Source organism: Yersinia mollaretii ATCC 43969 (genome assembly GCF_013282725.1).
Classification (GTDB): domain Bacteria; phylum Pseudomonadota; class Gammaproteobacteria; order Enterobacterales; family Enterobacteriaceae; genus Yersinia; species Yersinia mollaretii.
This window is the reverse complement of the sequence record NZ_CP054043.1, coordinates 3,401,240-3,421,704: the sequence shown is the minus strand read 5'-3', so window position 1 is coordinate 3,421,704 and position 20,465 is coordinate 3,401,240. Positions and strand designations below refer to the sequence as shown.

The following is a 20,465-nucleotide window of genomic DNA, read 5'->3' as shown; positions in this document are numbered from 1 at the left end:
AAAATATAAAGCCCCTTTGTTGGGGGCTTTATTTAAATCGGCAGGAGTCTCACTTAGTCGGCAATTTAATATCTTTAAACATCGCCTCGATATCTTCATTGGAGCGCAGGGCAACCGCTTTATCCACCACATCACGAGTCAGATGCGGTGCAAAGCGCAGAATAAAATCGTACATATAACTGCGCAGGAAAGTGCTGCGACGAAAACCAATCTTGGTGGTGCTGTAGGTAAAGATATCACGGGCATCGACCGTGACCAGATCAGGGTCTTGAATCGGATCAACCGCCATACTAGCAATCACCCCCACTCCCAATCCCAAGCGCACGTAAGTTTTAATCACATCAGCATCCGTCGCCGTAAAGACAATGCGGGGTGTCAGACCGGCACGATTGAACGCAGTATCCAGCTCCGAGCGGCCAGTAAAGCCAAAGGTGTAGGTCACGATAGGATAAGCGGCTAGCTCTTCAATGCTGACATGGGATTTACCTGCCAAGGGATGGTCGGGCTTCACCACCACCGCGCGATTCCAGTGATAACATGGCAGCATAATCAGGTCGTCATAGAGATGTAGCGCTTCAGTGGCAATAGCAAAATCCGCACTGCCCTTGGAGACGGCCTCGGCAATTTGTGTCGGCGACCCCTGATGCATATGCAATGACACACGCGGGTAGCGCTCAATAAAACCTTTGATCACATTCGGCAATGCATAACGTGCCTGAGTATGCGTCGTTGCGACATACAAAGAACCTTTATCTGGATAGGTGTGTTCACCAGCAACCGCTTTGATCGCATCCACTTTTGACAAAACTTCGCGGGCTATTCGAATGATTTCTAGCCCTGCTGGGGTCACCTGCGTCAGATGTTTACCACTACGGGCAAAAATCTGGATACCCAGCTCATCCTCCAGCATCCTGACCTGTTTACTGATCCCCGGTTGTGAGGTGTACAGACCTTCAGCGGTGGACGATACGTTAAGGTTATGATTGACCACCTCAACAATATAACGAAGCTGCTGCAATTTCATAGCTATACCATCCTAGGTTGAACACTGTGGGAAGCCCACAGCTTGGTATATCGATATCACCCGGTATGCCGAGACGTTATTAATTGAACCCCATAACTGCATAATCCCAAGCGGGCCCGCATTGACCCTATAATAACTTTAGGTGATAAAAAAATATTTTATATAACCGGATAACTATATCACTTCATCCGTGGCTGTATAGACCCTTGTGACTTGGAGAGAGCATCAGCATAAAAATACTATTTTTTTTGTCATGTAGATGGCGGCCAAAGATCGATAATTCCAATGGATTAACTAAGACTATAAAGCACTTGGGTAGATTAGCCCAATAAAAAAACCAGCCATAAAGGCTGGTTTTTACTTGCGGTACTGAGTATTTCATATGCAAGCATGTACCTACATAAACGCGATCGAACCACTCAGGTACTTACTTTTTCGCTTCAACCCATTTGCCATCAACATAGAAAGCAGACCAACCGGTCGCTTTGCCCTCTTTTTCAGATGAAACATACTGTTGCTTGGTTTTACGGCTAAAGCGCACCATCGTTTTATTACCCTCTTTATCCGTCACTGGCGCATCAGCCAGATAGCGTAATTTTTCAGGTAAACGATCCTTAAAGCGCACCAACTCTTCGACCAACGGTGCACGAGTTTCGCGCGATTTAGGGAAAGTATTGGCCGCCAAGAACACACCCGCAGCGCCATCTCGCAATACGAAATAGGCATCGGACTTCTCACAAGCTAGCTCTGGCAGTGGAACCGGATCTTCTTTCGGTGGTGCAACTTCACCACTGCGCAAGATTTTACGGGTATTTTTACACTCGTCATTGGTACAGCCCATGTACTTACCAAAGCGCCCCATTTTCAGGTGCATTTCAGAACCACACTTCTCGCACTCAACAATCGGGCCTTCATACCCTTTGATGCGGAATTCACCCTGCTCTATCTCATAACCATCACATGCCGGATTATTACCACAAACATGCAATTTACGCTGGTTATCAATCAGATAGCTATCCATCGCGGTGCCACACTTCTGGCAACGACGGCGGGCGCGCAATGCATTAGTTTCTGCATCATCGCCCTCCAGAATATTCAGAATTTCCGCTTCCGGCACCAGATTAATGGTGGTTTTGCAACGCTCTTTCGGTGGTAATGCGTAGCCGGAACAGCCCAAGAATACTCCGGTGCTGGCAGTACGAATCCCCATCTGACGACCACAGGTTGGGCAGTCGATGCTGGTCATGACCATCTGGTTCGGGCGCATACCGCCCTCTTCAGGATCTTTCTCGGCTTTTTCAAGCTGTTCGCTAAATTCCGCGAAGAAGCCATCCAGCACGGCTTTCCACTCTGCCTGATTGTTGGCAACCTGATCCAGACCACTTTCCATGCGTGCGGTGAAATCATAATTCATCAACTCGCGGAAGTTCTCTTCCAGCCGGTCGGTGACGATTTCGCCCATTTTCTCTGCATAGAAACGGCGGTTTTCTACCCGCACATAGCCGCGATCCTGAATGGTCGAGATAATCGACGCATAAGTGGATGGGCGACCAATGCCGCGTTTTTCCAGCTCTTTGACCAGCGACGCTTCACTGTAACGCGCCGGTGGTTTAGTAAAGTGCTGGCTTGGGATCAGTTTCTGTAAATCCAGTTCACTGCCGACTTCAATCACTGGCAAGGTTCTGTCTTCATCGCCTTTACGCAGTGCGGGCATCACCTTAGTCCAACCATCAAACCGCAAAGTACGGCCTTTGGCGCGCAGTTGGAAATCACCCGCCTGCACGGTTAGCGTGGTGGAGTCATACTTGGCTGGTGTCATCTGGCAAGCCACAAACTGACGCCAAATCAGCTGATATAGCCTCTGGGCGTCGGCTTCCATATCTTTTAACTGCTCAGCCAGCACATTCACATCCGATGGCCGAATTGCTTCATGCGCTTCTTGCGAGTTCTCTTTGCTGCTGTATTGATTCGGCGCAGGTGGCAAATATTTATCGCCGAAATTATCGCCGATATAGTCGCGCACCATGCTCAGTGCATCTTGACTCAAATTGGTGGAGTCAGTACGCATATAGGTGATATGGCCCGCTTCATACAAGCGCTGCGCCATCATCATCGTTTTCTTCACACCAAAGCTCAGGCGGGTACTGGCAGCCTGCTGCAAGGTGGAGGTGATGAACGGCGCGCCGGGTTTGCTGCTGGTCGGCTTATCTTCACGATCCAGAACTTTATAGCGGGCGTTTTCCAGCAAGCTCAGGGCAGCATGGGTCTGTTCACGATTGACCGGTTTAAACGGCTTATTGTGAGCATGGGTGACTTCCATTTGAATCGGAATTTCACCTTTCGCCAACAAATCAGCATGCAGTTCCCAGTACTCTTCGGGAACGAATGCTTTGATATCACGTTCGCGTTCCACCACCAAACGCACGGCAACGGACTGCACGCGCCCGGCTGACAAGCCACGAGCAATTTTTTTCCACAATAGTGGCGAGACCATATACCCCACGACCCGGTCCATAAAACGGCGGGCTTGTTGGGCATTAACTCGGTCGATATTCAATTCACCGGGTTGATTAAACGCCTGCTGAATCGCGTTTTTGGTGATTTCGTTAAATACCACACGGCTAAAACGCTTATCGTCACCCCCAATCACTTCCCGCAAATGCCAGGCAATCGCCTCTCCTTCGCGGTCAAGGTCGGTTGCGAGATAGATATGGTCAGCGTTTTCAGCTAATGCTTTCAGCTCGGCAACCACTTTTTCCTTGCCGGGCAAAATTTCATACTGTGCTTTCCAGCCATGATAAGGATCGACACCCATGCGATTGACCAAGGCAACTTTTTCGTCTTTCTTTACTTTGGTTTTGGGTTTGTCCGCTGCTTTCTTGGCTTTATCTTCAGTTGAGGTCGCGCTCTTCTTACTGGCTGAGCCACTGGTCGGCAAATCACGAATGTGACCGACACTGGACTTAACCACGTAGTTATTCCCTAAGTATTTATTAATAGTTTTGGCTTTTGCCGGGGACTCAACTATTACTAGAGCTTTACCCATAATTACCTTTACCTAAATTATTTCTTCTAAAAGAAGGGTTTTATCTTGCCGTACCGCGGCATTCTGTATCTCTTTTTTATATTGCGGTACTTTCTCAGGAGATCAACCTGTTTTTTTGATTAGGTAACAAAATAGCGTTCCGAATCTTAGCGGGTGAACCCTCAAAATTTTTGCCTGCGCCCAGTGTTACAGCAGTGAATTCTGCCTCATGGCGTCAACAAAACCTTCCACCTAATAGTATAAAATCCCACACTGTACCTGATAAAAAGCGCTACGCAACCTAATTAGCCAGGAATCTGTATTTATCCAATAGTGGCAACAAAACGGCGAAAGGCTCGAATAAACCTTAGCCTGTTTGCGAACAAATGCTAACCCGCAGTACAATAGTGAGAGAAATTGCCTTGTAATGAGGAAATATAATGGTAGTGAGGAGATATCATGCTCGGAAACACAGTACCCATTGAGCGTAATAAGTTATTGGCAGAAGCCAATGAGATTATTCGTCAACATGAAGATTATATGCACGGTATGCTGGCAACTGAGGTTGAGCAAAAAGGCTCGGTGTTAGTTTTTCGCGGGGAGTTTTTCCTTGATGCAGATGGCCTGCCAACGCCAAAAACAACGGCAGTATTTAATATGTTTAAACACTTGGCTCACGTCTTGTCTGCCAAATATCATTTAGTCGATTGATAGCCATTGTTGACTGAAATTGCTCACCGTTGGGCGTAAAAAAACAGGGGGCCAAGCCCCCTGATTGATTAGTTATAAATGACGTTACCTCTATTTATAACAGCGGCTTCTCACCACGTTGCCACCAACGTAATAACAGACGATCAGCACTTTCTGCTGCACTGCCAGTAAAACGATCCATCAGACGTTTGCGGCGCGAATAACGCACACCAATCACCTCGTGGTTATCCATTTCGGCAATCAGTAAATCATCACTGGTTCCAATCGCATCAACCAATCCTTTATCTTTGGCTTGCGTACCAAACCAGTGCTCACCTGTCGCGACAGCATCGATATCCAACGATGGGCGTTGTTGCTGGACGAACTGCTTGAACAACAGATGGGTTTCATTCAGATCTTCGCGGAATTTTTCACGCCCTTGCTCGGTATTTTCACCAAACAGCGTCAGGGTTCGCTTAAATTCACCGGCGGTATGCAGCTCTACATCAATATCGTTCTTTTTAAGCAAGCGGTGGAAGTTTGGAATTTGGGCCACCACGCCAATGGAACCGATAATGGCAAAAGGCGCACTGATAATACGATCAGCTACGCAGGCCATCATATAACCACCACTGGCCGCCACTTTATCGACCGCCACTGTCAAGCGAATGCCTTTGTGACGCAAACGCTCAAGTTGTGACGCTGCCAGACCATAGCCGTGTACCACGCCGCCGGGGCTTTCGAGTCTGAGCAGCACTTCATCCTGCGCGGTAGCCACCGCCAATACTGCCGAAATCTCTTCACGTAATGAAGTCACTTCGTGCGCATCGATACTGCCCTTGAAATCAATCACATACAGACAAGGTTTTATCGCCGCCACAGCCCCCGCTTTGGCGCGCTGCTTTTTCAACTTTTGATCTGCTTTTTGCTGCTTTTTAAACTCTTTACTCCAGGCTTTTTGCTCCCCGTGGCTCATGCGTGCAAGCCGCATTTCGCGCTGCATTTCCTTATATTGCTCACCCAGATCAACCAGATTTAGTTCTCCCCGTTGCCCTTGTTTCCTCATCCCTTGGCTGACAATCAGTAAAACTACCGCACCAATCGCAATCACGATGGTCACTACTTTTGCCAGAAACAGTCCGTACAGAGAAATCAACTCCACAAATACCGCCTTTATTCATCTGCTATTAGAGAGATACTTGCATTCTAGCGAACCACTGCGCTGCCGTCTTGCGCAAATGAAAAATTGCATTGGTTTCGCTTAAATATAAGAATGTAAGAGATATCGCGGCATGCTTGGGTAAAATGCCCGCCGCCAGTAAGAGGAATAATTATGCACTATCAACCTAAACATGACCTGCTTGATAACCACTGTATTTTAGTCACTGGTGCAGGTGATGGCATTGGTCGTGAAGCCGCGCTGACCTATGCGCGTTTTGGTGCCCGCTTGATTTTAGTGGGCCGCACCGAAAGCAAATTAATCGCCGTACAACAAGAGATTGCTGCTGCGAATGGCTTACCTGCGACGGTAATGACACTTGATCTGTTACAGGCAACCGCGCAAGATTGCCAACAGTTGGCGGATACTCTAGGCCAACAGATTCCTCATTTGGATGGCGTACTACATAATGCGGGCCTGTTGGGTGATATCGCCCCGATGGCCGAGCAAAATATCGCTGTCTGGCAAGAGGTTATGCAAGTGAATGTTAATGCGACATTTATGCTTACTCAGGCATTACTACCTTTGTTGCTGAAATCCCCCAGTGCCTCGCTGGTCTTCACCAGTTCCAGTGTCGGACGCCAAGGTCGCGCGGGTTGGGGAGCTTATGCCGTATCCAAATTTGCCACTGAAGGCATGATGCAAGTCCTTGCCGAAGAGTATAAACACACTCATCTCCGGGTGAATTGCATCAATCCGGGGGGAACCAAAACGCAGATGCGGGCGACAGCTTTCCCTGATGAAGATGCGAGAAAATTAAAAACACCGACAGATATTATGCCGCTGTATCTTTATCTGATGGGCGATGATAGCCGGAGAAAAACCGGAATCAGCTTTGATGCACAACCTGGCCGCAAACCCGGCCCCGCAGAGTAAAAGGAATGTTTTATGTCTGAAGAACGCCACCAGCAGCGCCAACAAAAAATAAAAGAAAAAGTTGAATCGCGGGTTGCCGCCGCGCAGGAAATTCGCGGCATCATGATTGTTTTCACCGGCAATGGCAAAGGTAAAACCACCGCCGCCTTTGGTACTGTGACTCGTGCGGTCGGCCACGGATTAAAAGCGGGCGTCATTCAGTTCATTAAGGGCGAGTGGCCGAACGGCGAGAAAAATTTGTTGCAGCAACATGGGGTTGAATTTCAGGTGATGGCGACAGGCTTTACTTGGAACACCCAGAACAGAGAGACCGATACCGCTGCCTGTCAGGGGGTTTGGCAGCACGCTTTACGTATGTTGGCGGACCCCACATTGGATTTAGTGGTGCTGGATGAACTGACCTATATGGTGGCTTATGATTATCTGCCGCTGGATGAAGTTGTTAATGCGCTCAAGCAGCGCCCTGCTCATCAGACGGTGATTATTACGGGGCGTGGGTGCCATCGTGACCTGCTGGAAATGGCCGATACCGTGAGTGAGCTACGGCCAGTAAAACATGCTTTTGATGCCGGAATTAAGGCTCAGCAAGGGATTGATTGGTAATTTGGCAAACAATGCCTTATCCCCTCATTATCAATATAATAAAAAGCCGCAGTGGCAATCCTGCGGCTTCTCTTCTATTTATATGCGCTAGAATCTAGACCGATGGGAAGAGAATTACGTCTTCCAATGGTATGACTTACCCGCGCTTATTTGATCCGCGGCGATTGGTCGTCGCGGCTGGCGCTGCACTGCCTACATTTTGACGGGTAGAGCCTTTGCGGGCTGAACCTTGACGGCCTGCGACCTGACGGCCAGCCACTTCAGTGTGGCGTTTAACCGCACGACGAATTTGGTTGGCTTTCACTCGGCGGCGATCTTTCTCAACGGGCAATTTACTGACCGTTTCAGAATCTAGCTCAACCAATTCACGCAGGTAGTTGGTTGCTTTCAGATCCAACTCAGTCCAACCACCCCGTGGCAGACCTTTTGGCAAATTAATATCACCGTAACGCACACGAATCAGGCGGCTAACCTGCACGCCAACGGCTTCCCACAAGCGGCGAACTTCACGGTTACGCCCTTCGGTCAAGGTGACGTTATACCACTGGTTAAGCCCTTCGCCGCCTTGGAAGCTAATGGTGCGGAATGCCGCAGGACCATCTTCCAATTGCACGCCGCGACTCAACTGCTTGATTTTTTCATCATCAATTTGACCAAACACCCGCACAGCATACTCACGCTCAACTTCGCGGCTCGGATGCATCAGGCGATTGGCCAGTTCACCGTCGGTGGTGAACAGTAATAAACCTGAGGTATTGACGTCCAAACGGCCAACCGCAACCCAACGCGAACCACGCAGTTTAGGCAAACGATCAAATACCGTTGGGCGGCCTTCAGGGTCATTACGGGTACAAAGTTCGCCTTCCGGTTTGTAATAGGCCAAAACACGGCATACGGCTTCTTCAGATTCTGTAATAGAAAGAAGATGGCCATCAAGGCGGATTTTAGTGGCTTGGGTCACTTCAACACGATCACCCAGCGTGGATATTTTACCATCTACGCTGACGCGGCCCTGCTGGATAATTGTTTCGATTTCCCGGCGCGAACCATGACCGGCTCGAGCCAAGACTTTCTGTAATTTTTCACCCACAACTTTAGCGCCCTGCGGTTTAGGGCTTTGTGGCTTTGAATTTGGTAATTTCTGGTCTTCTGACTTCTCGCTCATTGAGCAACCTCTAATGTCGCCTTCACAGGCGTCGTATATAATCGTATCATCAACAAGTTACGCGATGTTGCACATCAACTCATTGGATTGTAAAACCTTTTGGAATAAAGCATGTCAAATAAAGTGTCACACCAACTGTCACACCTGATGCTTCGAGGTCAGACATATTACACTAATTTTAAGATGAAAGGTTCCACTAAATCCATACGGTTATCTTTAGGGACAGATAGCCTGAGACAAGCCCAAGCAATGATGTCGCGAATATCACCATATATTCCATTAGTACAATCCGGTGCTATGTCCGTAGAAGCCTTTAAGAGCAAGTTAAATGGCATGACAGACCTGACAAAACAAGATTTAGACACTTTTCTATTTCGAACGCTTGAGGCCGATATAATTGAGGCTGAATACATCCCCCAACTCGGCAGACTAGCAAAGGAGATGGGAACACCAATTAGCAAGCCAGATGATACGGCAGGACAAGCACACGAATATGCTAAGGCTGCTCAATCATGGGTATTTGAAGGCAACGATGGCACAGTAAAACTTATCAAAAGTCACTTTCAACATCAGAACATTGACCCATCGTCTTTATTGAACGAAATTTCTGAAGCGTCCACTAAGTTAGATATGTCTAAGAGCAAGGTATATCAGGCATACCAAGCCTTCTATAATGGTGATTTTCTTAAGTATGAACAGTTAGTCAACTCGCTGAAATCTCAGTTATCTACAGAATCACATTTAAGCCACAATTCAATAAAACGTGACCATGTAACAAGTACCCCAGAATTAAGCATTAATCCAGCGATCACGTTATCAGCAGCATGGCAGATGTTTGTCGAAGAAAAAGGAAAGCACTGGCGATTACCTGTTGCTAAAGAGAATCAGCGCTTCTATGAGGTTTTACTTTTTGTTGTAAGTGATATCCCCGTAGATGCAATAACCAAGCAACATATACGCGAGGCGCTACAAGTTGCTAAGAATCTACCATCACGCACTATAAAACCTTATAACAGTATGTCCCTTCTTGAATGTATCGGGCTTATTAAAAGAGATGACTACGATGTGCCAGAAGAAGACCTGATTTCAAGTGAACACGTTTATAAACACCTCAAAATTTGGCGCTCGTTGCTCAGTACCTATCTGGTAGGCCAGAAAGACATCCTTTTAAAGTCTCCTACTGAGGGTATCAATTATGAAGTTACATCGAACAGAGGTGGATACTATAGCGCTAAAGAAATGATCAAACTCAAAAGTTATCTCAATGAATTACCTTATAATGATCGGCGGAAATTGTATTTCCTTACTCTAATCTATACTGGCGCTCGCCGTGGCGAAATAGCCGATATCCGTAAAGAAAGTATAAAACAAAATGACGATACCGGTCGTTATTATATATCCATCAAAGGTGGTAAGACAAAACACGCAAAACGGAATGTTCCGATCCATAAATCTATAGAGGAAGCATTATTAAAACGGATTGAAACCTTATCCCATAGTGATCAGATTTTTAGCGATTTACCGGATTACACAACTACTACTAATCTATGGGTGAGCGTAATGAGAGAACTTGAGATTCCTGATCATGATGAGTCTGGGCTAAAACGACGCATTCATAGTCTACGTCATACATTCATCAGCAAAGCTATAACTGTTATTGCTAACGTTGCATTAATTCAATTTGTTGTAGGGCATAGCCGAACTCGTAATTTAGGGATGACTGATATATATGCCCACCCCCCAACAATAAAAGACTTACTACCGGTAGTTGATTGTATTGATAGCGTTTAATTTGTCTGGTCGCAAAGCAACTACAAGGGACACTCTTGGATATTGACCATCTTCTTGTAGATAGTCGAGACTCCAAGTCTGTCTGGATATAAAGGTTAATAATTACTATTCTTCATATCAAACGTTTTGGAATAAGGACATGCCCCCTTGTCCACGTGTTGAAAACTGTAAATCTTATTACTGAATACACATAGTGTTTTACCCCCGATCGATTTTTGGGCATCTGGGTTACTCATCGTTATTGTTCCTGCATGTATTGGTTGTATAACCAAGCTAGAGGTGGAGTTATCCCTCTAAAAACAATGAGTTTTATGACGTTATTGATATTTCCCGCCTCTTCTAATTCGCTCATTGCCTAACCTACTCAAAATAATAGTTCTGCGAACATCCTTTCTTATTGGAACCATCCCTTTATACCCCAAATAAATTTTTATATCGATTTAAACGATCGAAATCTCTTTATCGATCGAGTTAACCGATCAATAATGCATGAGGAGATTCTGTACTACTCACGCTAACATTCTGTAAGAATTGATATAATAGGTCTAACAATGAAGAAAATACTGATAAAAGGCATTATCCTAGTTGTCATCTTAGGGGCTATGGTAGGAAGTGGTTTAATTGACTTTAGGAGAGGTGATGTAAAAGCAGCTAAAAGAATTCAAGCAGACAATTACGCAACTACTTTTCAAGGTCAGATTGATCAACTTAATGATATCCAGAAGTCATCTGGTGGCTTATTAGATGTGGTCGATGATATAGGTAAATGGTGGGAGAACTGGAATCAAAATCAGGAAAAGTAACAGTAGCTTCACTACTCATCTGTAGTCTAGTAGACCTAGCATAGCCCATTAAGGATTGTGTTCACCTACCCTTTTAGGGCTAATAAATCGGTATGGCAACTAACCAATATGTTGGTACTTCGAGAATATAGTTACTGTTTTAGCTCCTCGAGAAAGTGCTACGTATAGATGTCTTGCATTCATACCTTGGCCTTGTGCATCAAGGATTAGGCAGTGATCAGCTTCAAGACCTTTAAGCAACAAAGTGGAACCTATAGCTCTGTTTGGGATTCTTCTATCGCCTTCTTGACGTACTCGCTCGCGGACAATAGATGCAGCTTCAGATATTGTCTTTTCTGGAACGCTTATAGAGAGAGAAATTGTATCCTTTAAAGCGGTATACGCTGATCTTCTATATAGACGGGTACCTTGTTTTAACTCTAACTGTTGAAGGGCAGCTAGAATATTATGACGCGAACTATTTGCAACGATATTGCAAAACGCCTGCTCTGAAAGAGTAACAGGGGATCTACTTCGACCACTAAGAATTGTTTCTATCCGTCTAGTTGTTTGCGGTATTTCAACATTTGTCAGCATTGTCGATGCAACTTGCAAAATTGCATCGACAAGAGCTTGTCCGTGGAGTAAATCAAATTGACGGGCTGCGGCTATTACAGTTTCCAAACTCACTTTCTCGACGACTTCAATACGGGAGGAGCCTTGAGCATATTTATGTCGCGATAGCTCATTCACTGAACTACCAATCACTAGTAAAGAGTCTGTTGGGAAACGGTTCAAAATAGAATGTTGTTCATGACGTTGATTTGTAAGGTCTATTTGAGTGTTCCCTGTCAAAGTATGCCAAAATATATGGTTAGGACATGTCAGTAAATCTATAGTTTTGTTTTGCTTTAAAAGCTCACGTGCTTCTAAAACCCATAGCCCGAGTTGCGCCGCTTTCGCATTATTCCATCGCCATGGTGTATTCAAGGTGCCAATCAGAGGGAAAATACGCTGGACATCTGACTCCCAGTTTGGCATTACAGCATTACGAAAATCAAAAATGCATTGCATTGGATCACCAAAAACAACTGTGGGAACAATTGACGAAAGTGAAACAACCATAGCGTGTTGTTCTGAGTTACAGTCTTGATATTCATCGACAAATAGCTTTGAATAACTTGCCTTTACTATCTGATTCAATGCGCCTGTATTGAGAAAATGAAGCACAACTTGACGAAGTTCCGGATAAAAAAGACGTTCATTATCCATTGAGTATTGAATAGGACAAGAACGTGGAAAGCTGTTAGCTATCCTAAGACTCCAGCCATCGATAGTTGTCACTACGTAATTTTCAGCGGGTACTTTGAGATTACGAAGACGCCTCTTCAGGGCGGACACCCCAGCAGTTGTATGCGTTAAGACTAAATATGGCTTTGACTGTTTAATACTTAAGATATCAATAATCAGTTGGGTTTTCCCACACCCCGCAGGGGCAACGACTGAGCCTATGTTACATTCAATTACCTCATCAAGCATCATGTCGTAGTCCTTACTGGGATGCCCAAGAAAAAAGTGAAGCAACGGTTGCAGTTAGAACCACACTAAAATTTTCGTAATTAGGTGATACAACACGGTAAAAAATACTTTCGGCTGGTTCTATGTCTTTATACCAACTCTTCTTATTTGCCGCTTTTGCTAGTATAACTCGGTACGAATCATCAAAGTTGTTTCTACAATGATCTAAATTAATTCTATTTTCTGAGCACGCCAGAATTCCGGCTCGTACAGCGTCCTCCCCTTTCCGTTCAATTGCTATATCTAATAATTGGGAAATCAGATTTGGTGGACATGCTTTAAATAAGGCATCCTCTGTTGCATTATTATCATTCCACTCGAAAACATTTATTCCAAGCGCGTTTACTTCTGCGGTTAACGGTTGGTGTATGGTGGCTTTATCTGAATCTTTGAAAATAGCGGTTGGGTATCCTAAAGAAGCAAATACTTTAGCTCGGGAATACATATTGTCTCCACCACCATCGGCACAATACACTCCTTTAGAGTTTATAGTCGTAGCATGCTTATCACTACAATATAAGTCTATCCCTCTAACTAGCCCAACTTCTGTTTTTCCTTCACATACAATTACTTTTTTACTCAAAAAGGCTTCTGCACATACCCTCAACGTTGCCTGTTGGTTATCTCCACCTTGAAGGTGGTATACGATATGTGAAGCAGGATTTAGAATTGGGGGAATATTTGGTGGGGGTAGCACTATAGGGCGGAGCACATGAAGCTGATTGGCTTGCAGTTCACGAAGTACGTGTGGTGAATGAGTTGTAATAAAAACTTGTTTTGTTGGTTCAGTATCTTTAGAACCCAGCTCATGGAGCAGCCTAGTAATACGGTACGGTTCAAGACCATATTCAGCTTCGTCAACAATAAGCATAGTTGAACGACTAGTGGCTTTTTGAATACCACTAATAAGAAGTCGAGATGAACCCGTACCAAGCTGTCTGAGTGGGGTATCATTATTGTTATGAAGGCTTATTGCACCACTAGATAAAGATAATCCATTCACATCTAATAATGCTTTTACTCCCTCTAATGGGACGCCAAGATTATTTCCAATTGTCTCTACTTGCTCAAGAACCTTTGTTACTCCTAAAATTTGTTCAGTTGCAAAGGCTTGACGAGTTTGCCTACCTAATTGCGCCAGAACTGAGGAAACATCAAAAGTATCTTCCGAAAGCCTATTGAGAACTGAACGACTACCCCAAGCGAGGTTATTGTAAGACGTCGTTCCTAACCGTGCGGGAGATATTAGTTCTCGATGTTTCCATGGGAGCCGTCGCTCGATTCCATCCGCATCAGCCCTTACTGAGTACAAGCGCCAATCTGGTTCCAAATCTGCGTCAACTGACATCTTGATAGTTAGAACCGTCTCCATATTGGGTTGTGGTTCATCATATATTTCGTTATTCACTGAATTAAAAGAACGGTGAAATAATCCGTACTTTTCAATGCTCAACAATTCGTCATCCAGCTTACCAAGTGTAACACTAATTATGATTGGCGAATTGACATTCGATTTGAAGAAATCAGCATCATTAAAAGAGTAAGACCTTCTTGCACCAAGACAGAGATCAATGGCGTCTAATATTGTCGATTTCCCTGAGTCCCCAGTGCCGATCAGACAGTTCAATCCGGGAGAAGGACACCAAACTAACTTTTTTATGGAACGGAAGTTCTCTATTTCTAAGTGGCGAACCATCGGCATATATCGTCCTTGTAATAAAAGATGCAGTCATTTTTTATTTAAGGTATCACCAAGATAGTGATGAAAGTATTATCAGATGCGGAGAATGGGCTTCATCTCAAAGAAGTATGTTGTTTCCATATAAGTTTACTTCTTGCTGTACCCAAACCAACCTGCACAACATCTATATCTATAGGGTTGCTGGAAATACCCTAGATATTCATATAGAGCTGCTTAGCAGTTTCAATAGAGTACAAAACCTAACGCCGATCTTTCTCAAATATCACTAGCCATCTGTTTCAGATGGCCGAATCTGGGTTTCACCCCGGGAACTACGGGAGAAATTGGTGGTGGCATGGCAACGGGGTTTATGGAGTGAGTGGAGTTGGCCGGTAAGGCAACTAGCCAAATGAAAGACCGTTTTCCGCTGCATTTACACGTAGTTAAAGGTTAATGTGTATCTCAGTTCGTATCCCATCATAGCAAGCTAATTACTTAGGTATACATAAAAAAACACCCTGCCAGCATAGCGCTCACAGGGCGTGTCATTATTACGAGTGCCTTTTGGCACTGCTTATTTTTTCCCTTTACCTTTAGTCGGAGGGACTTTAATGGTTTCTGTAACTGTCGTCTTAGGACGGCGTTTTGCTTCTTCCGGTTTTACAAATTGGCCGGTTCCTGCATCGCGAACTACTTTTCTGGTTGTCATAGCTATATCCTCACAATCATAAGAGAAGGATGCGTTAAACACCCTTTATTAGGTCGTATCTTAACCAGCCAATGAAGACTGATTGTAAGAAGCCAACATACCGTCGTGATATCCTTTCGCATATGCGGCGTGAGGACTTTTATGACGAACAACCCCCGCTTGACTCTGATGCAACGAATCGAGGTTAACCCAAATATGCCCACTACGAGCAAAACCAGCGTTATACCCCTGTTCATAAGCGCAACCACAGCACTTATGGCGACCTACTCCACCTTGATCATCAGGTAGACCCGCCAATAAACTCCAATAACGATGCATATCTTGACAAATTGCCATGTACTCTTCCTCACCCTTTTGGGTAAAAGTAGGTTTACATGACCCGTCGAAGCTGACTACAATCCAACTGACTAAAGTAAGGAAGTAGAAGCTAGCGATTAGCTGTGAGTCTCGAAACTCATCGCGAGTCATGCTTCTCGGAAGCCGAATTCACATTGTGGGTTCGGCTTTTTGTTGCCTAGAGAACACTGTTGCGCCCCGAAGGAACACTACATATAGTGCAAACCCCTATAGCAAGTCACAAGATAGTGAGTATTGAGACTTTTGGCAAGTGAACAAGATCGCTAAATTGTGTGGATAACTTGGGGGCGAATTGTTACGAAAGGCTCACAAACTGCGTCATTACTGGGGCTTACTGCTCGACACTCTGGGGGATAAGATTTTGCCGAAAATCTTAAAATCATGATCGTTTATCGGTTTATTAAACATTAGAGAAACTGTAAGTTGAGCAACGTTACTACTGCTCAAAAACCTATCTAAAATTTTTCACCCAAAACAACAAAAGTATCCTTCTTAAATACATAAATACCGTCCCTGATGACTTTAGCTAAGATACAATTGGAACTAAATCTCAGTACCAATTATTAACCCAGACTGATGCTACAATTACCTCTTAAGGTACCATCATACGGGAAAAGCTATGTCTGAACTGTTAAATACGCCCTCTGCACGAGATTGGGTGAAAAAGGCAATACAACGCCATGCTAATGGTATTTATGGAAAAATTGTACCGGCTGTTATCTGGACAGATGCACGAGGAAACGATGGTGAACTATTAGTCAACGAAGATCCCGTAAACCTTGTGGCAAAAATCAACATGGATCCATTCATTCTCTTACACAATCATGATCCAGGAAAACCAAAAGGCTATGTTCTTGAAAGTGAATGCTTTGAGAGCAAGGATGGTACAAAGTTTGTTGCTGCTGTTTTGGGTTTATATTCGGGTAAAAGTGTCGTTGAATTTAGCAGCTTAGACTTTGTTCAAAAAGCATTCGTATCATCGCCTAAAATGCTCCCACTGTTGCCGGATGGAGAACAAATTGAGTTTGCAACAGACCCAAGAGAAGTTGATGCAGCATGGCTGGCCCAAGTTATCAATGACTGCCCGCTACCGATAGAATATACAGAGCTTTCACACAACGCAGCAGACGCCGAACTTGAGTTGATTAGGATTGGTATTGGATATCTAGCAATTGTCTGGAATCCCTACGTTACATCTGTTGCTTCTGAGGCTGGTAAACGAACTTATACAGCGATCCATGAATGGCTCCGTAAATTACTTTCAAAATTAGCTGACAGGCGAAATCCACTGCTCGACGTAAGCTCTTATCAAAATGACTGTCAGGTGTCATTTCTTTTTCGAGGAAAGGACGTGAAACTTCACTATGCGGCACATGAAGCACTACCAAAAGCAGCAGCACAAGCTGCACAATTGATAAGTAATTTTAAAGACCGAGGAAAACCAGCGCGACTGTTAACCTATGAATGGGATAAAGATGCCCTTAAGTGGTACCCATCATACGCGGTTCTAAATGACCAAACTATCATCGTGGATAGCAGCACACTGATTGCAGTCGAACAACTTCCGACCGAATTAAGTCTCGGTATACGTAAAGGGGAGTCACTCATACCTGTAATCAAGTCAGCTCTTGAACCTGAAGATAAATAGCATTACCAACTTATTCACATCTCCTACTCTGTGGAATAAAGTAAATTTTTTCCACAGATGGATCTTCGGCTTAAAAATATCTATTTGTATCAGCAACGTAGTTAAGCACCTTCGATACGTCCCCAAATTGATTGTCTAGTCTTTTGGAAATATCCGATGTATAGGTCACCACACCTAGGAGCCATATCAGTACCATTCGTGTAGACTCCACTGATACCCCTTAAAGCATTTCAATAGAGTATCAATAATCTCTTGGTGTAAGCCTAATGATACTGTATCATTTAATCCACGTTAACGAGACTTGAGGTGGTTATGGCTTCTTTTGGATATGTGCGTGTTAGCAGTAAAGATCAAAATGTGAGTAGGCAAGTTGAAGCATTGCAGAACGCAGGCATAGAAGAACAGTGTTTATTCATTGATAAAGTCAGTGGTAAGAATACTGAACGCCCTGAACTTCAAAAGCTCCTAAACAAAGTCCGTGCGGGTGATAAGGTTACAGTTAAATCAGTAGATCGATTAGCTCGTAATACAAAAGACCTTTTATCATTGTTGGAGGAATTGACGACCGAGGGTGTATCTGTTTATTTTTTAGACAACTCTATGATGTTTGATGATAGCCCCACCAGCAAGTTTATGATCACTATGCTGGGAGCTGTGGGTGAACTAGAACGTAGCTTCATCCGCCAGCGCCAGCAGGAAGGTATAGCAATCGCTAAAGCGAAAGGTGGGGTATTCAAAGGTAAAGCAAGAGATGAAGAGTTACATACTCGGGTAAAGAGCTACCTTACAAATAGCCAGTTATCCGCTGATGAGATTGCTAAGCTATGCGAATGTGGGCGTGCCACGGTGTTCCGTATTAAGAAGGAAATGGCTTTAAGTTGAGGCTGGATTGTTAGGAAAAGCTATCAATGATGAAAAACTCAATTCAGAGCCATTTAAGGCCATTTAATTCATAGCCTTTGGGGTTGCATTACCTATATGAACACATCATCACAGGCAGCGCTACAGGCTCTTTTAGAGGCATTGCAGAGGATGGTCCGTAACCAATATGAATTAAAAATTTAAATCGGTAATGCCAGAGTGTAAAGAGAGTTGCTAAGCAGTTTACCTCTCAATGCTTCTCAATGCTCGTGGTAGCCAGTTTACCAAAGAGTCTGGAACCATCAAAACGTTTGGTTTTGTCCCCCTCAGAATACTTACCTCTGTCCTTGGCTAGATAAGATATTCGATAAACGAACTTCTTTAATTCTTTGTCATCGCTTCGTTTAATCATATACGGATTCTTAGCCAAGTGAGCACTCCCCAAGCCTTTAGTGAGCTTTAGCCACAAGTCATTTATTATCTGAAACATCCCGTAATCAACATGACCCGTGTTTTGCACCTGATTCCCGGGTAGTGCAATCCATAGGTGATAATGTACTTGTTTGACGGTTTCAAGTTCCCATACCCACCCGTAAGCAAACTTTTTAATCGGCTGATTATCCCATTGCTTAGATTTGAATTTGTCCCTTAACTTAGAAAATAGCTCACTGATCAGAGAGTTAGATTCATCAACACTCATTCCTTCAGGTATGTGTAAGTCAAATCTGAACGCATATGTACGGTTATAGCAACTACGCATAGCATTAATTTCATTGGTAAATTTATCTAAGATCTCAATATAGAGTGGTGAACATTTACAGCCTGTACCGTAGTTAACACTGTAACTCAATGAGTTGTGCAAATACGCACCACTATGAAGAAGCGTAGAGCGCCCCTTTCCCCTCGATAAAACATTAGCCATCAAAATACCCCAAAGTAGAAAACAAAAGAAAACCCAACCAACTCGATGGTTAGAATCCAGATAGCAGAAAGACAAAACAGAGTGTAAATACACAGAGCACGAGGAAGAGAGGATATTATTTAATAACCCGTAAAAACAACATACTGAGTGAGGGACTGTGAAAGCTAAGGATGCTAGATAAGAGAAGGAACCCCAACAAGTAAGGCCTTTAGATGCGACGCAATAAAAAATCCTTAAATGTTGCAAAAATCATAACTCACATCTCTTAATTATACACCATTGTAAATCATTGGCAAGAGTGTCTTATGAAGAACATAAGAAATTGTGACTATGTATCTGATTAAATTTAATTATTTTTGTTTATCAGTGGGTTATGTGAAGGGGAATGATATCAACAGGCGTTCCTCCCTACCCCCATACAATTACACGCCTATGAAGCAGCCTTAAAATGAGAGTGTACTAAAAGATGGTGATAGGACTGAGGATCAGTTGTGTCACACCGAAAGTAATACTCTAGAATAGAAGGCCTATAACTTATTGTTTTTAATACAATAAAAATAGGCCTTGCTCGCCTTCACAGGCGTCGTGTTATATATTGTAATCAATAAGTTAAGCTCACAATCAAGCAGAACTCATTGATTGTAATACATTTTGGAACACAGCATGGTGCGCTGAACATCGCGCAGAAGGCCCCACAAGCTGGTTCGTGACCGTGTATATTACACTAATTTCACAGTCAGGGATTCAAAAAGTGTCTCATCCCCCTTTCCGTCGTCAGAAAGTTTTACTTTGCTGTATTAAGAATCATCAATATCGGCTGAACATCAACATCAGGGACTAATCAATACATTGAGGTGCCAGTAGCGTTCTGAGTATCTCGTTGATCGTTTTAACCCCTAATTTATTATATATATTTCGCCTATGGGCGCTGGCTGTTTTGCTTTTCATATCAAGTCGTCTTGATATATCGGTATTTCTTAACCCGAGTAGAATACATTCAAGCACTTCATTCTCTCGGTGTGTTAGCTGCGATTTGAGTTGACTTGTCAGGTCAAGCCGATCAAATTCCTTAGGCGTTTTACATGAAGATATTAACTTAATTATCATGGCCTTAATCTTATCTACGGATGCTGTTTTACATAAAATCCCATCTGATAAAATGGAGAGATAAGTAAAATCCTCAGTGTCTTCATGTTTTCTGCAAAAAACCATCACGAAAGAAAAAGGGTTCGATGACCTTATTTGGCTAATGGTATTAAATACCTTGGATGGCGGAATATTATCAACATCGAGAATAATGACACTTCGCACATCTGATTTAATATATATATTCTCATCATCTACTGTGTGATATTTTTCGACATTGATATCGACTATTTCACTCGCCACTATCTTTGTTTCTTTGATGATGATTTCCAATGAGAATGTTGTTAAATTACAATCACTAACCACCATAACTCTCATGATGCCACATCGTTCCTTTTCCGCAAGTTTGTTTTTATTCTGAATGAGACTATTTGAATTGAGTACAAAA

General features: G+C 43.8%; 17 protein-coding genes and 1 pseudogene. 7 read left to right on the top strand and 11 right to left on the bottom strand.

The window, feature by feature from the left end; all coding sequences use genetic code 11:
* Positions 1–49 precede the first annotated feature (49 nt).
* The 3 genes and pseudogenes from cysB to HRD69_RS20860 all read right to left on the bottom strand — a co-directional run.
* Positions 50–1,024 carry an HTH-type transcriptional regulator CysB gene (cysB, locus tag HRD69_RS15275; RefSeq protein WP_004876199.1) on the bottom strand — a complete coding sequence of 325 codons (975 nt, stop codon included), beginning with the start codon at positions 1,022–1,024 and terminating at the stop codon, positions 50–52.
* Positions 1,025–1,451: 427 nt separating this feature from the next.
* Entirely contained in the window at positions 1,452–4,070 is a 2,619-nt protein-coding gene (gene topA, locus HRD69_RS15270; protein WP_004876200.1) for a type I DNA topoisomerase, read from the bottom strand.
* Between the two features lie 234 nt (positions 4,071–4,304).
* A pseudogene (locus HRD69_RS20860) lies at positions 4,305–4,505 on the bottom strand (hypothetical protein); the annotation flags it as partial.
* 3 nt (positions 4,506–4,508) lie between these two features.
* Here HRD69_RS20860 and HRD69_RS15265 point away from each other — a divergent pair.
* Positions 4,509–4,760, top strand: coding sequence for a YciN family protein (locus HRD69_RS15265; RefSeq protein WP_004876201.1), 252 nt, complete (start codon positions 4,509–4,511; stop codon positions 4,758–4,760).
* Between the two features lie 94 nt (positions 4,761–4,854).
* Here the strand turns inward: HRD69_RS15265 and sohB are convergent, their stop codons facing one another.
* Positions 4,855–5,901 (bottom strand): protease SohB, encoded by a 1,047-nt coding sequence (gene sohB / locus HRD69_RS15260; protein WP_004876202.1) that lies wholly within the window; start codon positions 5,899–5,901, stop codon positions 4,855–4,857.
* Between the two features lie 171 nt (positions 5,902–6,072).
* Between sohB and HRD69_RS15255 the strand changes: the two genes are divergently transcribed.
* Complete coding sequence (locus HRD69_RS15255; protein WP_004876203.1) at positions 6,073–6,834, top strand: YciK family oxidoreductase; 762 nt, start codon at positions 6,073–6,075, stop codon at positions 6,832–6,834.
* A 12-nt stretch (positions 6,835–6,846) separates the two neighbouring features.
* On the top strand, positions 6,847–7,437 hold the full coding sequence (gene cobO / locus HRD69_RS15250) for a cob(I)yrinic acid a,c-diamide adenosyltransferase (protein ID WP_004876204.1): 591 nt from the start codon (positions 6,847–6,849) through the stop codon (positions 7,435–7,437).
* Between the two features lie 136 nt (positions 7,438–7,573).
* Here cobO and rluB read toward each other — a convergent pair whose 3' ends face one another.
* Entirely contained in the window at positions 7,574–8,602 is a 1,029-nt protein-coding gene (gene rluB / locus HRD69_RS15245; protein WP_004876205.1) for a 23S rRNA pseudouridine(2605) synthase RluB, read from the bottom strand.
* Positions 8,603–8,713: 111 nt separating this feature from the next.
* On the opposite strand from rluB, the gene HRD69_RS15240 reads away from it, so the two are divergent.
* Positions 8,714–10,393, top strand: a complete 1,680-nt coding sequence (locus tag HRD69_RS15240) for a tyrosine-type recombinase/integrase (protein ID WP_004876206.1) — start codon at positions 8,714–8,716, stop codon at positions 10,391–10,393.
* Positions 10,394–10,944: 551 nt separating this feature from the next.
* Complete coding sequence (locus HRD69_RS15235; RefSeq protein WP_032815086.1) at positions 10,945–11,196, top strand: hypothetical protein; 252 nt, start codon at positions 10,945–10,947, stop codon at positions 11,194–11,196.
* A 99-nt stretch (positions 11,197–11,295) separates the two neighbouring features.
* On the opposite strand, the gene HRD69_RS15230 is transcribed toward HRD69_RS15235, so the two are convergent.
* The 4 genes from HRD69_RS15230 to HRD69_RS15220 all read right to left on the bottom strand — a co-directional run bounded on the left by HRD69_RS15230 (position 11,296) and on the right by HRD69_RS15220 (position 15,479).
* Positions 11,296–12,717, bottom strand: coding sequence for a UvrD-helicase domain-containing protein (locus HRD69_RS15230; RefSeq protein ID WP_004876208.1), 1,422 nt, complete (start codon positions 12,715–12,717; stop codon positions 11,296–11,298).
* A 10-nt stretch (positions 12,718–12,727) separates the two neighbouring features.
* Positions 12,728–14,455: an ATP-dependent nuclease gene (locus HRD69_RS15225; RefSeq protein ID WP_004876209.1), complete on the bottom strand. Its 1,728-nt coding sequence runs from the start codon at positions 14,453–14,455 to the stop codon at positions 12,728–12,730.
* Positions 14,456–15,008: 553 nt separating this feature from the next.
* Positions 15,009–15,143 (bottom strand): hypothetical protein, encoded by a 135-nt coding sequence (locus tag HRD69_RS20735; RefSeq protein WP_004876210.1) that lies wholly within the window; start codon positions 15,141–15,143, stop codon positions 15,009–15,011.
* Between the two features lie 60 nt (positions 15,144–15,203).
* Positions 15,204–15,479 (bottom strand): hypothetical protein, encoded by a 276-nt coding sequence (locus HRD69_RS15220; RefSeq protein ID WP_050413215.1) that lies wholly within the window; start codon positions 15,477–15,479, stop codon positions 15,204–15,206.
* 640 nt (positions 15,480–16,119) lie between these two features.
* Between HRD69_RS15220 and HRD69_RS15215 the strand changes: the two genes are divergently transcribed.
* Positions 16,120–17,148 carry a hypothetical protein gene (locus HRD69_RS15215; protein ID WP_004876211.1) on the top strand — a complete coding sequence of 343 codons (1,029 nt, stop codon included), beginning with the start codon at positions 16,120–16,122 and terminating at the stop codon, positions 17,146–17,148.
* A gap of 312 nt (positions 17,149–17,460) precedes the next feature.
* On the top strand, positions 17,461–18,030 hold the full coding sequence (locus tag HRD69_RS15210; RefSeq protein WP_032815087.1) for a recombinase family protein: 570 nt from the start codon (positions 17,461–17,463) through the stop codon (positions 18,028–18,030).
* 229 nt (positions 18,031–18,259) lie between these two features.
* On the opposite strand, the gene HRD69_RS15205 is transcribed toward HRD69_RS15210, so the two are convergent.
* Together HRD69_RS15205 and HRD69_RS15200 are read right to left on the bottom strand one after the other, a co-directional pair.
* On the bottom strand, positions 18,260–18,931 hold the full coding sequence (locus HRD69_RS15205; protein WP_032815088.1) for a YagK/YfjJ domain-containing protein: 672 nt from the start codon (positions 18,929–18,931) through the stop codon (positions 18,260–18,262).
* A gap of 837 nt (positions 18,932–19,768) precedes the next feature.
* Complete coding sequence (locus tag HRD69_RS15200; protein WP_004876214.1) at positions 19,769–20,395, bottom strand: helix-turn-helix transcriptional regulator; 627 nt, start codon at positions 20,393–20,395, stop codon at positions 19,769–19,771.
* Between the last annotated feature and the right edge of the window lie 70 nt (positions 20,396–20,465).

Coding starts and splice junctions, on each gene's coding strand:
- cysB (WP_004876199.1), bottom strand. CDS start 1,024: ATGAAATTGCAGCAGCTTCGTTATATTGTTGAGGTGGTCAATCATAAC.
- topA (WP_004876200.1), bottom strand. CDS start 4,070: ATGGGTAAAGCTCTAGTAATAGTTGAGTCCCCGGCAAAAGCCAAAACT.
- HRD69_RS15265 (WP_004876201.1), top strand. CDS start 4,509: ATGCTCGGAAACACAGTACCCATTGAGCGTAATAAGTTATTGGCAGAA.
- HRD69_RS15255 (WP_004876203.1), top strand. CDS start 6,073: ATGCACTATCAACCTAAACATGACCTGCTTGATAACCACTGTATTTTA.
- cobO (WP_004876204.1), top strand. CDS start 6,847: ATGTCTGAAGAACGCCACCAGCAGCGCCAACAAAAAATAAAAGAAAAA.
- rluB (WP_004876205.1), bottom strand. CDS start 8,602: ATGAGCGAGAAGTCAGAAGACCAGAAATTACCAAATTCAAAGCCACAA.
- HRD69_RS15240 (WP_004876206.1), top strand. CDS start 8,714: ATGTCAAATAAAGTGTCACACCAACTGTCACACCTGATGCTTCGAGGT.
- HRD69_RS15235 (WP_032815086.1), top strand. CDS start 10,945: ATGAAGAAAATACTGATAAAAGGCATTATCCTAGTTGTCATCTTAGGG.
- HRD69_RS15230 (WP_004876208.1), bottom strand. CDS start 12,717: ATGATGCTTGATGAGGTAATTGAATGTAACATAGGCTCAGTCGTTGCC.
- HRD69_RS15225 (WP_004876209.1), bottom strand. CDS start 14,455: ATGCCGATGGTTCGCCACTTAGAAATAGAGAACTTCCGTTCCATAAAA.
- HRD69_RS20735 (WP_004876210.1), bottom strand. CDS start 15,143: ATGACAACCAGAAAAGTAGTTCGCGATGCAGGAACCGGCCAATTTGTA.
- HRD69_RS15220 (WP_050413215.1), bottom strand. CDS start 15,479: ATGGCAATTTGTCAAGATATGCATCGTTATTGGAGTTTATTGGCGGGT.
- HRD69_RS15215 (WP_004876211.1), top strand. CDS start 16,120: ATGTCTGAACTGTTAAATACGCCCTCTGCACGAGATTGGGTGAAAAAG.
- HRD69_RS15210 (WP_032815087.1), top strand. CDS start 17,461: ATGGCTTCTTTTGGATATGTGCGTGTTAGCAGTAAAGATCAAAATGTG.
- HRD69_RS15205 (WP_032815088.1), bottom strand. CDS start 18,931: ATGGCTAATGTTTTATCGAGGGGAAAGGGGCGCTCTACGCTTCTTCAT.
- HRD69_RS15200 (WP_004876214.1), bottom strand. CDS start 20,395: ATGAGAGTTATGGTGGTTAGTGATTGTAATTTAACAACATTCTCATTG.